Genomic DNA, 11,269 nt, shown 5'->3' with positions numbered 1-11,269 from the left:
CGGACGCGGGGGAGACCGCCGAGGAGGTGAGCAGACCGGCGACGAGGAAGGCGGCGATCAGGACCGCGACGGACAGCCACTTGCCGACGTTCGTGGCGAGCGAGGAGGCCGTGGAGAGGGAGCCGGAGACGGTGTCCGCGAGGTCTGCGGAGGTCGTCACCGTGGTGCCCGAGACGTTCTTCTGGATGGTCGACTTGACGCTGTCGATCTTCTGCGAGTCGGTCGCCTTGACGTAGATCGTGGTGACCTTGTTCTTCGAGTCGCTGAGGGTCTGGGCCTGGGTCAGCGGGATGTAGACGTTGGCCGCGGCGTCGCCGCTGTCGGCCGTGGCGACGCCGATCACGGAGAACTTCACGCTGCTGATGGTGAGCGTGGAGCCGACCTTGAGCGACTTCTCCTTGGCGTACGCCGAGTCGAGGACGGCGACCTTGCCGTTGTTCTCCGTGGTCTTGAAGGTGCGGCCGCTGGTGATCGTCGAGGAGGTCAGCGGGCCGAGCGCGGGCTCGGTGACGTCGGTGCCGTAGACGGAGTAGCTGTTGACGTCGAAGTCGGCGCCGCCGCCGCGGACTTCACCCTGCGGCTGGCCGCTGCCGCCGCCGTTGCCGCCGCCCTGCCGGCCGGCGCCGCCCGCGTTGCCGTCCTGCTGGAACTGGCCGCGGGTGAACTGGCCGTCGACCTTGAGTACCTGGAGGCTCAGTCCGCCGACCGCGTCGGAGACACCGCCCTGCTCGCCGACCTTGGTGACGGTCGCGGTCGACAGGGTCTGGAAGCCCTGCACCATGACCCGGTCGGTGCTCTGTTGCGCGTCGGAGTCCTCGTCCTGCGCGTCGAACCGGAATCGCGGGCGGTCCGAGGCGCTCGCGGTGGGGGAGGCGGCCTTGGTGACCGTCATGTCCGTCCCGAGGCCGTACAGGGACTGGAGGACCTTGTCCTGGGCCTTCCCCATGCCGGAGGACACGGAGGTGACCACGATGACCAGCGCGATGCCCAGGGCGAGCCCGGAGGCGACGACGAGGGCCGCCTTTCTGCGGCGGCGCAGTTCGCGCCTCAGGTAGGTGAAGAACATGGCCGCACGGTAGGTACGGCGCGTGATGAAGGGATAAGGCCGAAATAAGAGAACGATGAGAAGGCTGTGATCGGCCCCGGAAACACCGGTGCCGCCCCTGAGGGCGGCACCGGAGAGCTGTGCGGGGGCTGTCGGAGCGACCGCCGAAGGCGGGCCTCAGACGGCCGAACCCGCCTTCCACTGGGCCCAGTCCATGTTCCAGCCGTTGAGGCCGTTGTCCGGGGCCACGGTCTTGTCGCCGGTGTTCTGGACCACCACGACGTCACCGACGATCGAGTTGGTGTAGAACCAGTAGCCCGCCGTGCCGGTGTCGTCGGCGCCCTTGGTGTCGGACAGGCCCACGCAGCCGTGGCTGGTGTTCACCGAGCCGAAGACGGACTTCGCGCCCCAGTAGTTGCCGTGCACGAAGGTGCCGGAGTTGGTGAGGCGGATGGCGTGCGGCACGTCCTTGATGTCGTACTCGCCCTTGCCGTCGTCGTCGGTGAAGCCCACGGTCGCGCCGTTCATGCGCGTCTCCTTGAACTTCTCCGACATCACCATCTGGCCCTCGTACGTCTTGTTGTCGGGCGAGCCGGCGGAGATCGGGATGGTCTTGACGACCGCGCCGTTGTGCGTGACCTTCATCTGCTTGGTCTTCGCGTCGACGTAGGAGACCTGGTTGCGGCCGATCTTGAAGGTGACCGTCTTCTGCTGGACGCCGAAGACGCCGTCGGCGCCCTCCACCCCGTCGAGCGCGAGCTTCAGCGTGACGGTGGAGTTCTCCTTCCAGTACTCGTCCGGACGGCAGTCCATCCGCTGGGTGGAGAACCAGTGGCAGACGACCTCCTGACCGCTGGTGGAGGTGACGGTGACGCCCTTCTGGACGGCCGCCTTGTTGGTGATCGCCTTGTTGAAGTTGATCGACACGGGCATGCCCACGCCGACGGTGGAGCCGTCCTCAGGCGTGAAGTTGCCTATGAAGCTGTTGTTCGGGGAGACCGTGGTGAACGAGGCGTTCTCGTGGGCCACGAGGCCGTTCGAGTCCTTCGCCTCGGCCGCGACCTTGTAGGTGGTGGAGCGCTCGAGCTGAGTGTCCGGCTTCCAGCTGGTCTTGTCGGCGGAGAGCGCGCCCTTGACGGCGGCGCCCTCGGCCGTGGTCATGGTGACCGCGGTGAGCGTGCCCTTGCTCACCGTGACGGCGGCGGAGTTGTTGATGGAGGCGTTGTCGGAGCCGTCCGCGGGCGTGATCTTGATCTGGGCCTCTGAGGACTTCTTGGCCGCCGCCTCGTCGGCCTTGGCCTGCGAGGAGCTGCCGCCGCCGTCGGAGGCGCCGCTGTCGCCACCGGAACAGGCGGAGAGCACCAGAACACCGCCGAGCAGGGCGGACGCGGCCGCCAGACCCCGGCGCCGCCTACTGTCCGTCATCACACGCTTCTCCATCGTCGCCGATTACCAGAACCCAGAGAGTCCCCGTCAAGAACACCAACGCTACGACCGGTTCCTCCCGTTCCACATTCCCGAAGGTGTGGGGCACACCACTTCAGGGCGTGCGGATGGTGCGGGTGTCGGTTCGTGCGCCTGCTGAGACGACGGGACCCCGGCCGGCGGTTGCCGTCCGGGGTACACGAGTTTCCCCGGAACGCTCAGCCGATGCGGGCCTCTTCGCCTTCCGGCCCGTCATCCTCGTCGACATCATCCTCGTCGAGGTCCCACTCCGGCGAATCCGGGTCGTGCTCGACCCGCTCCGTGGACCAGGAGGCCTGCTGGAGTTCGACGCCGGGGACCTCCCCGACCAGGTCGAACGGGTCGACGAGGTAGGCGAGGGCATCGGCGGTGTCTTCCGTCACAGCGCCCTCGGTGTGCGCGCGCTCGGCGTCCGGGACCTCCGTGTCGTCCGCGAGCCGCCGCAGCGCCGCCTGTGTCACGGCGTCCCCGTCGTGCACTTCGAGCAAGACCTCCACCCGAAGCCGTACAAAACGTGATGTCTCTTCAGTGCTCATGGCCGGAGCGTACGGCTCGTGGCTCCCGCAACTTTCCCGCGACCCGTGACTTTCATTAGCATCGGACCACACGGCCAATTCGCCAGCGCCACAAGGGGATCGATATTCCGTGTCATCCGCTCGACGTTCGTTGCTGACCGCCACCGCCGCGGGGACCCTGCTGGGTGCCCTGTGGTTCGTCCCGTCCGCCAACGCGTCCCAGGACACGCCGGTCAGAACGGACATGACGACACAGGTCACGACCCGGGCCCGGGTCGCGTCGACGACCACGGACACGACCACCGCCGACCTGCGGACCGACAGCGCGGCCGGGACGACGGCGGCCGAGTCGGCCCTGGGGGCCGCCACCACCGACGACGGCACCCGGCTCGCCGACACCGGCAGCTTCGACACGACCCCCTACGTCGTCGGCGGGACCACCCTGCTCGCCCTGGGCGCGGGCTTCGTGGTGTATTCCGTCCGCCGTGAACGTCTGGGATTTTGAATCGACTTGACTGTCCTTTGACAGGCTCTTCATAGTTCGCGCATGAAGAGATCATCGGGGGCGCGGCTGTGCTCCACCGCCGCGATAGGCGTGCTGTCGTTCTCCCTCCTCACCGCGTGTTCGGACGAGGGGTCCAAGGACACCTCGGACTCCAAGGCGTCCTCGTCCGCCGCCTCCTCGTCGGCTCCGGCCGCGAAGGCGCTCACCACCGCCGAGCTCGAGAAGCTGCTGCTCGCGCAGGGCGAGGTCAAGGGGTACAAGGTCGCCTCGGGTGACGACACCCTGCCGTCGTCCAAGTCCAAGGTGAAGACCGACAAGCCGGCCTGCGACCCGCTCGCCTGGGCGACGGCCGCCCTGGCCCCGGGGGACACCGACGCGAACGCCGGCAACGCGGTCTCGGAGGACAAGTTGTCCGCGGCCACGGCGAAGCCGACGGACCTCGCGGACGCCTTCGACATCGACATGACGTACGTGGGTCTCTCCTCGTACGCGGGCGACGGCGCCGAGAAGGCCATGAAGGCGGTCTCCGACGGCGTGGCCGCCTGTGCCGGCGGGTACGGACTGAAGGCCGACGGCGAGAGCACCGAGGTCACCAGGACGGCCGCCGAGAAGGGCGCCGCCAAGGGCGACGAGACGGTCGCGTTCGCCTCGGACGTCTCCATGGAGGGCGAGGGCACGGCCACCTTCCACACCGCCGTGGTGCGCAAGGGCAACACCGTCGCCACGTTCTACACGGTGAACTTCGCCGCGATGGCCAAGGGCGGCGAGATGGGTGCCGTCCCGGCGGCCGTGATCGACGCGCAGGTCGCCAAGCTGAAGTGACCCCGCACGGCCTAGCGGCCCCGCCGTCACACCTGTGCGGCGGGGCCCTTCGCGCTACCGCAGGGGTCCGGTGACCTTCTCCACGGCGGCGACGAGGCGTCCCTCGCGCACGAAGGCGTCGGCCGCCGCGAGGTCGGGTGCGAGGAACCGGTCCGGGCCGGGCCCCTGGACGCCCGCCTCCCGCACGGCCTCGACGACCGCCCGGCTCGCGGGCGCCGGGGTCAGCCCCTCGCGCAGCTCCACCCCGCGCGAGGCGGCGTACAGCTCGACGGCGAGCACACGGGTGAGGTTGTCCACGGCGGTGCGCAGCTTGCGGGCCGCGGACCAGCCCATCGACACATGGTCCTCCTGCATGGCGGAGGACGGGATCGAGTCGGCGGACGCCGGTACGGCCAGCCTCTTCAGTTCGCTGACCAGCGCGGCCTGCGTGTACTGGGCGATCATCAGCCCGGAGTCGACGCCGGCGTCGTCCGCGAGGAACGGCGGCAGGCCGTGGCTGCGGTTCTTGTCCAGCAGCCGGTCGGTGCGCCGCTCGGCGATGGAGGCGAGGTCGGCGACGGCGATGGCGAGGAAGTCCAGCACGTAGGCGACCGGCGCCCCGTGGAAGTTGCCGTTGGACTCGACCCGCCCGTCGGGAAGCACCACCGGGTTGTCGACGGCCGAGGCGAGCTCCCGCTCGGCGACGAGACGGGCGTGGGCCATGGTGTCGCGGCCGGCGCCGGCGACCTGCGGGGCGCAGCGCACCGAGTAGGCGTCCTGGACGCGCGGGGCGTCGTCCTGGTGGTGGCCGGTGAGTTCCGAACCCGCCAGCACGGCCAGCATGTTGGCGGCCGAGGCGCCCTGGCCCGGGTGGGGGCGGATGGCGTGCAGCTCGGGGGCGAGGACCCGGTCCGTGCCGAGGAGCGCCTCCAGCGACAGCGCGGCCGTGACGTCGGCGGACTTGTAGAGCATGTCGAGGTCGGCCAGGGCCATGACCAGCATGCCGAGCATGCCGTCGGTGCCGTTGAGGAGGGCGAGGCCCTCCTTCTCGCGCAGCTCGACGGGGGCGATGCCGTGCTCGGCGAGCAGCTCGCCCGCGGGCCGCACGACGCCGTCGGGGCCTTCCGCGTCCCCTTCGCCCATGAGCGTGAGGGCGCAGTGCGAGAGCGGCGCCAGGTCACCGGAGCAGCCCAGCGATCCGTACTCGTGCACGACCGGGGTGATGCCGGCGTTCAGGATGTCGGCCATGGTCTGCGCGACCTCGGGCCGCACGCCGGTGTGCCCGGAGCAGACGGTCTTCAGCCGCAGGAACATCAGGGCGCGGACGACCTCGCGCTCGACCCGCGGGCCCATACCGGCGGCGTGCGAGCGGACGATGTTGCGCTGGAGCTGGGCGCGCAGCTCCGGGCTGATGTGCCGGGTGGCGAGGGCGCCGAAACCGGTGGAGACGCCGTAGACGGGTTCGGGCTTGGCCGCCAGCGCGTCCACGATCTCGCGGGCGGCGGCGAGGGCCGCCACCGCCTCCGCGGAGAGCTCGATGCGGGCGCCGTCGCGCGCCACGGCGAGCACGTCGGACGCGGTCACGCCGGACGTCCCCACCACCACAGTGTGCATATCCATATTCAGGAGCGTACGCAGTGAAGACCGGGATGTCACCAGTGGGTACCGGGTTCACCCCTTACCGAATAGGTCACACCCGGGGCCCGAGACCCCCTCCGGTCCCCTCCTTCAGCTCCGGCCCCGGAACCGCCGCCGCTCGGCGGTCCGCTCGTGGGGCGGCTCGTCGGCCAGGCGGACGACGGGGTCGTCGGGACCCGCGCGCCCGGCGACCACCGGCCGGGCGGCCCGTACGGCCTTGGCCCGGTACTGGGCGGCGTCGGCCAGCCGGAACAGCCGGCGGGCCGAGGTCACGGGCCCGATGGGGTCCTGGGTGGAGGCGACCCCGCAGGCGACCCCCTCGCCGAGCTCCAGGTCGCCGGCCCGGCGGCAGAGGTCGTCGGCGACCTTCACGACGTCGTCGGCGGGCGGTCCGACGGCCAGCAGACAGAACTCGTCGCCGCCGAGCCGGGCGGCGAGCGCCCCGGGCAGCATGGCCCCGCACAGCGAGAGCACCGACCCGAAGCGTTCCAGCAGCCGGTCGCCCACCGCGTGCCCGCGGGTGTCGTTGACCCGCTTCAGGCCGTTGAGGTCGCACACGACGAGGCTGACGACGACGCCTTCCGCGCGGTGCCGCTCGACCGCCTCCTCCAGCCGGACGTCCACGGCGCGCCGGTTGGCCAGGCCGGTGAGGGCGTCGGTGAAGGCGAGGCGCCGGGCCTCCTCCAGCCGCTCGGTCTGGGCGAGCCCGGCGGCGACGACGGCGGCCAGGACGGTGGCGAAGTCGGCGTCGGCTCGCTCGAAGACCGGCGTTCCGGCCGCCCGGGCGACGTACAGCTCGCCCCAGGCGCGGCCGTGCAGCACGATCGGCGCGACCACGCACGAGCCCCGGCCCCGGCGGCGCAGCGCGGCGACCCGCTGGTGGCAGTAGCCGGGGCTCCCGGCCGCGGGCCCCCGGTCCGTCTCCACCCAGGCGTCGGGCTCACCGCCCGCCAGCCAGCGCTCGTGCAGGAACTCGGTGATCTCGGGGAACTGGTGCACCGGGTAGGCCTCGGCCTCCGGGAACTCGTCCTCGTCGGCGGCCCGGTCCCCCACGTTCACCAGGACGCGCAGCCGCCCGTGGTCCCGCTCCCACACCGAGAGCGCGGCGAAGCCCCCGGACAGCGCCCGGCAGGCCCCGAGGGCCGCCGCACGCCAGGAGTCGCGCGGGGTGTGCGCGGCCGCCATCCCCTGCGCCAGCGCCACCACGGCCACCAGGCGTCTGTCGTCACCCATCTCCCCAGGCTAGGGACATTCAGGTCGAAAGGGGATACCGAAGGGCTACCTGGAGTGACAGGGGTCGTCACTCACCGGGCCACTGCGGCCTGCGCTTCTCGTTGAAGGCCGCCACCCCCTCGGCCCGGTCCCCCGAGAAGGCCACCGCACGCCAGGCCGCGTCCTCGACCTCCAGCCCGGCCCGCAGGTCGAGGCCCTGCCCCAGGCGCAGCGCACGCTTCGCCGCCCGCAGCCCGACCGGCGAGTTGGCGCCGATCCGCCCGGCCAGCTCCAGCGCCTCCGCCCGGTCCCGGCCCTCCTCCACGAGGACGTCCACCAGACCCAGGTCCCGCGCCTCGGCCGCCGGCACCCGGCGCGCCGTGAAGACCAGCTCGGCGGCGCGGGCCGCCCCCACCCGGCGCGGCAGCAGCTGGGTGCCGCCGCCGCCCGGGATGACACCCACGGACACCTCGGGGAGCCCGACCACCGCGGTGGCGTCGGCCACGATCACGTCGCACGCGAGCGCCAGCTCGAAGCCGCCGCCCAGCGCGAACCCGTGCACCGCCGCGACCGTGGGCACCGGCAGTTCCAGCACCCCGGTGTACGCCCCGCGCGTGACCGGCCGCTGGCGCAGCAGCTCGGCGTCGCTGAAGGAGTTGCGCTCCTTGAGGTCGGCGCCGACACAGAACGCCCGCTCGTGCGTCGAGGTCAGCATCACCACCCGTACGTCCCGGTCGCCGCCCAGCGCCTCGCAGGCCCCGGCGATCGACCCGGCCATGGCGGTGGAGACGGCGTTCATCGCCTTCGGCCGGTCGAGGACCAGCTCGGCGACATGGCCGCCGTCCCCGTGCCGCCGTACGAGGACGAACTCCCCGAACCGCTCCTCGCCCATGGCACCGCTCCCGACACCGCTCACGACATCCTCCGGTTAACGAGGGTTAACAACGCTCGGCCGATCATCTCAGCCGGGTCCCGCGGACGAAAGAGCGGACCGCCCGCCCGGCACCCCCCACCGCCCCCGCCGCGAGGCAGCCCCGCGAGGCAGCCCCGCTGACTCGTTCGGGTGACATGACGCCCAACTCCACCCGCACCGCCCATGGGAGCGCATAACGTGCGTCCGCCCCGGCGCACCGGGGCCGTGACCGCACCGGGGAGGAACGCGATGACGAGCACACCGGTGGACACGTGGACCGGACCGTACGGGACGGCGGTGGGCGACACGGCGGAGCACGAGGACGCCACGCCGGACGGGCGCGGCGGCGGGCTGTGGGTCCCGCGCCCCCGCGGCCGGCACCGCCGCCCCCGCCCCCGCAAGGTGCTGTTCGCGGCGGGCGGCCTCGCGCTGGCCGCCGGCGTGCTGAGCCTCGTACGGCTGTCCCCGGACCCGGGCGGCGCCGGCGGACCGGGCACCGCGGAGGCCGGACCGCGGCCCGAGCCCGTCGCGAGCACGGAGACCGACGACCCCGGCGCCGGAACCGGCGGCGGCCGTCCGGCGGGGCCGGGCGCCACCGCCGTACCGTCGCCGACCGCGCCCAGCGCGATGGGCGGAGCCAGTCCCGCTCCCGAGGCGTCCGACGCCGGACTGCTCCCGGGCGCCCCCGGTACTCCGACCTCCGTCGCCGTCACACCGGGCGCCACCTACCCGCCGGCGGCTTCCGCGCCCCCGGCCCCGGCGCCCTCGCAGACCAGCGCGCCCCGGCAGACGCAGCCCCCGGCGGCCGAGCCCGCCCCGACGACGGCCGCCCCCACGCCGCCTCCTCGCAAGCCCGCCGAACCGCGCCGGCCGGACGTGTGCGTCCCGGTCATCGGCCTGTGCGTGGACCCGCTGGTCGCCGCCGTACCGAAGCTCTGACCGCGCCCACCCGGAAAGGGTCTGCGGAGGGTCTCTAGTCCTCGATGTCGTTGCGCCGGGTCAGCAGCCAGGGCTCGACGACTCCGAGGCCGCGCACGGGGCGCTGCCACATGGGCTGGAGCGCGAAGCGGTACTTCGGCGGCTCCTCGCCCTCCTTCTCCGCGGCGGCCGCCTCCTCCGCCGCCTCCGCCTCCGAGGCCGGGGCGTCACCGGTGCGGATGAGTTCCTCGGCGAAGGCGCTGTCGACGAGGACGGCGTCCCGGGGGGCTATCGACGTCAGCCGGGAGGCCAGGTTCACGGTCGTGCCGAACACATCGCCCATCCGGGTGGTGACCGTGCCGAAGGCCATGCCGACCCGCAGCTCGGGCATCGTCTCGTCGTTGCTCATCGTCTCGACGAGCAGCAGGGCGATGTCGGCGGCGATGCCCGCGTCGTCGGCCGCGTACAGCACTTCGTCGCCGAGCGTCTTGATCAGCCGTCCGCCGCGGGCGGCGACCAGGTCTGCGGCGGTCGTCTCGAAGGCCTCGACGAGTTCGCCGAGCTCCTCCTCCTCCATCCGCCGGGTCAGCCGGGTGAAACCGACGAGGTCGGCGAAGGCGACGGCCAGCCGCCGGTCGACCATCTCCTCGTCGTCGGCGGCCTGGACGACCCGGCCCGCCGAGGCGGCGAGCTGCCGTCGCCAGACGTAGACGAGGAACTCCTCCAGCTCGGGCAGCAGCAGTTCGACGATGGGGTAGGTGACCTCGGTGCGGGTCATCCCCGGCTCGGGCGGCTCGGTCAGCCCCTCCAGGAAGGAGTCGATCTGCCACTCCGCCAGCCGTGCCGTGGTCTGCCCGGTGGAGCGCGCCACCTGTACCGCCATCGCCTCGCTCAGCAGTCCCGCCTCCACCAGACCCGCGAGGCGCCGCAGGGCCAGCACGTCGGCCTCGGTGAGCGCCTTGGCCTGCCCGATGTCCGCGAAGCCCATGGCGCGCCAGAACCGGGACGCCAGCTCCATGGAGACCCCGGCGCTGCGGGCGGCCTGGAACGGGGTGTAGCGCCGCTCGGCGCCGAGGATGAGCTGTTCGAGGCGGAGCGCGAGAGGATGCGGGTCCTCACCGGGGTCGCCCGGATCGCCGGGTTCGGCGGCCGGCAGGTTTCGCCGGCCGTCCGCGTCCGCGCCGGAGCCCGTGTCGTCGACGGTCACGCCTGCTGCCCTTCCGATCTTCCGCGGTCAGGTATCGACCGGCCTCAACTCTACGGCAGGTGTGCGCCAGCTCACTCCGTTCCGGCCGGTCCGCACGCACGGCCCGGCGTTCACGTCACGCCGGCCTCAGATGCACGATGTCTCCCGCCCCCACCGGCTCCTGTACCCCTTCCTCCGTGGCGATCACGAGCCGTCCGTCCCCGTCGACCGCGACCGCCTCGCCGACGATCGACCGGTCCCCCGGCAGTTCGGCCCGCACCGCTCGTCCCAGCGTCGCGCACCCGGCGGCGTACGTCTCCTGGAGACCGCTCTGCGCGGGATCGCCGCCCGCCTCCCGCCAGCGCCCGTACCACTCCTCCAGGGAGCGCAGCACCCCCCGCAGCAGCGTGTCGCGGTCCGTGCTCCGGGCCCCGGCCAGGGCCAGCGACCCGGCCTGCGGCACCGGGAGCTCGTCCGCCCGCAGGGTGACGTTGAGGCCGACGCCGACGACGACCGCCTCCTGTCCCGCCCGCTCGGCGAGGATGCCGCCGGCCTTGCGTTCCTCGCCCCCGACGGTCACCAGCAGGTCGTTGGGCCACTTGAGTGCCGTGTCGACGCCCGCCGCCCGGGACAGGCCCGTCGCGACGGCCACCCCGGTGAGCAGCGGCAGCCAGCCCCAGCGCGCCACCGGCACCTCGGCCGGGGTGAGCAGCACGGAGAAGAACAGCCCGGAGCGCGCGGGCGCCGACCACCGGCGGTCCAGCCGGCCGCGCCCCGACGTCTGCTCCTCGGCGACGAGGACCGCGCCCTCGGCCGCCCGGCCCGCGGCCGCGGCCGCCACCAGGTCGGAGTTGGTGGAACCGGTGCTCTGCACCACCTCCACCCCCGACCACAGCCCGCCCTCGCGGACCAGCGCCCGGCGCAGGGCCGGGGTGTTGAGGGGCGGACGGTCCAGATCGGACCAGCGGCCGCCGCCGGCGTCTGCTGCATCTCGCGGTGTCATGCAAGCCACCCTAGGTGTGTCGAATGCCGCACTGCCGATCCCCAGGGCCACCACTACTCTACGGATGAG

Annotated in this window: 11 protein-coding genes; 3 read left to right on the top strand and 8 right to left on the bottom strand. The window is 72.6% G+C overall.

From position 1 onward, the window contains the following. The 3 genes from Saso_RS23225 to Saso_RS23215 all read right to left on the bottom strand — a co-directional run. Positions 1–1,066 (bottom strand): ABC transporter permease (locus Saso_RS23225; RefSeq protein WP_203833540.1); only part of this gene is annotated, 1,066 nt, incomplete at its 3' end. A 156-nt stretch (positions 1,067–1,222) separates the two neighbouring features. Beyond that, the gene (locus Saso_RS23220; protein ID WP_229901182.1) at positions 1,223–2,470 is read right to left on the bottom strand and encodes a L,D-transpeptidase; all 1,248 of its coding nucleotides are present in this window, start codon (positions 2,468–2,470) and stop codon (positions 1,223–1,225) included. Between the two features lie 218 nt (positions 2,471–2,688). Next, on the bottom strand, positions 2,689–3,045 hold the full coding sequence (locus Saso_RS23215; RefSeq protein WP_189920308.1) for a hypothetical protein: 357 nt from the start codon (positions 3,043–3,045) through the stop codon (positions 2,689–2,691). A 109-nt stretch (positions 3,046–3,154) separates the two neighbouring features. On the opposite strand from Saso_RS23215, the gene Saso_RS23210 reads away from it, so the two are divergent. Next, the gene (locus Saso_RS23210) at positions 3,155–3,529 is read left to right on the top strand and encodes an LPXTG cell wall anchor domain-containing protein (RefSeq protein WP_229901183.1); all 375 of its coding nucleotides are present in this window, start codon (positions 3,155–3,157) and stop codon (positions 3,527–3,529) included. 42 nt (positions 3,530–3,571) lie between these two features. After that, positions 3,572–4,351, top strand: coding sequence for a hypothetical protein (locus Saso_RS23205; protein ID WP_189920310.1), 780 nt, complete (start codon positions 3,572–3,574; stop codon positions 4,349–4,351). Between the two features lie 54 nt (positions 4,352–4,405). On the opposite strand, the gene hutH is transcribed toward Saso_RS23205, so the two are convergent. From hutH to Saso_RS23190, 3 genes are all read right to left on the bottom strand, one after another. Beyond that, positions 4,406–5,944, bottom strand: coding sequence for a histidine ammonia-lyase (gene hutH / locus Saso_RS23200; protein ID WP_189920558.1), 1,539 nt, complete (start codon positions 5,942–5,944; stop codon positions 4,406–4,408). Between the two features lie 114 nt (positions 5,945–6,058). Then, on the bottom strand, positions 6,059–7,201 hold the full coding sequence (locus tag Saso_RS23195) for a GGDEF domain-containing protein (protein WP_189920312.1): 1,143 nt from the start codon (positions 7,199–7,201) through the stop codon (positions 6,059–6,061). Between the two features lie 67 nt (positions 7,202–7,268). After that, positions 7,269–8,072, bottom strand: a complete 804-nt coding sequence (locus tag Saso_RS23190; RefSeq protein ID WP_189920560.1) for an enoyl-CoA hydratase/isomerase family protein — start codon at positions 8,070–8,072, stop codon at positions 7,269–7,271. 270 nt (positions 8,073–8,342) lie between these two features. On the opposite strand from Saso_RS23190, the gene Saso_RS23185 reads away from it, so the two are divergent. After that, positions 8,343–9,032 carry a hypothetical protein gene (locus Saso_RS23185; RefSeq protein WP_229901184.1) on the top strand — a complete coding sequence of 230 codons (690 nt, stop codon included), beginning with the start codon at positions 8,343–8,345 and terminating at the stop codon, positions 9,030–9,032. 34 nt (positions 9,033–9,066) lie between these two features. Here the strand turns inward: Saso_RS23185 and Saso_RS23180 are convergent, their stop codons facing one another. Continuing rightward, positions 9,067–10,218 (bottom strand): adenylate/guanylate cyclase domain-containing protein, encoded by a 1,152-nt coding sequence (locus tag Saso_RS23180; RefSeq protein ID WP_189920314.1) that lies wholly within the window; start codon positions 10,216–10,218, stop codon positions 9,067–9,069. Positions 10,219–10,333: 115 nt separating this feature from the next. Beyond that, entirely contained in the window at positions 10,334–11,200 is an 867-nt protein-coding gene (locus Saso_RS23175) for a biotin--[acetyl-CoA-carboxylase] ligase (RefSeq protein ID WP_189920316.1), read from the bottom strand. Positions 11,201–11,269 lie beyond the last annotated feature (69 nt).

The organism is Streptomyces asoensis, assembly GCF_016860545.1.
GTDB lineage: Bacteria > Actinomycetota > Actinomycetes > Streptomycetales > Streptomycetaceae > Streptomyces > Streptomyces asoensis.
The sequence above is the reverse complement of the archived record's forward strand: the minus strand, read 5'-3'. Positions and strand labels throughout refer to the sequence as shown.

Coding starts and splice junctions, on each gene's coding strand:
- Saso_RS23220 (WP_229901182.1), bottom strand. CDS start 2,470: ATGACGGACAGTAGGCGGCGCCGGGGTCTGGCGGCCGCGTCCGCCCTG.
- Saso_RS23215 (WP_189920308.1), bottom strand. CDS start 3,045: ATGAGCACTGAAGAGACATCACGTTTTGTACGGCTTCGGGTGGAGGTC.
- Saso_RS23205 (WP_189920310.1), top strand. CDS start 3,572: ATGAAGAGATCATCGGGGGCGCGGCTGTGCTCCACCGCCGCGATAGGC.
- hutH (WP_189920558.1), bottom strand. CDS start 5,944: ATGCACACTGTGGTGGTGGGGACGTCCGGCGTGACCGCGTCCGACGTG.
- Saso_RS23195 (WP_189920312.1), bottom strand. CDS start 7,201: ATGGGTGACGACAGACGCCTGGTGGCCGTGGTGGCGCTGGCGCAGGGG.
- Saso_RS23190 (WP_189920560.1), bottom strand. CDS start 8,072: ATGGGCGAGGAGCGGTTCGGGGAGTTCGTCCTCGTACGGCGGCACGGG.
- Saso_RS23185 (WP_229901184.1), top strand. CDS start 8,343: ATGACGAGCACACCGGTGGACACGTGGACCGGACCGTACGGGACGGCG.
- Saso_RS23175 (WP_189920316.1), bottom strand. CDS start 11,200: ATGACACCGCGAGATGCAGCAGACGCCGGCGGCGGCCGCTGGTCCGAT.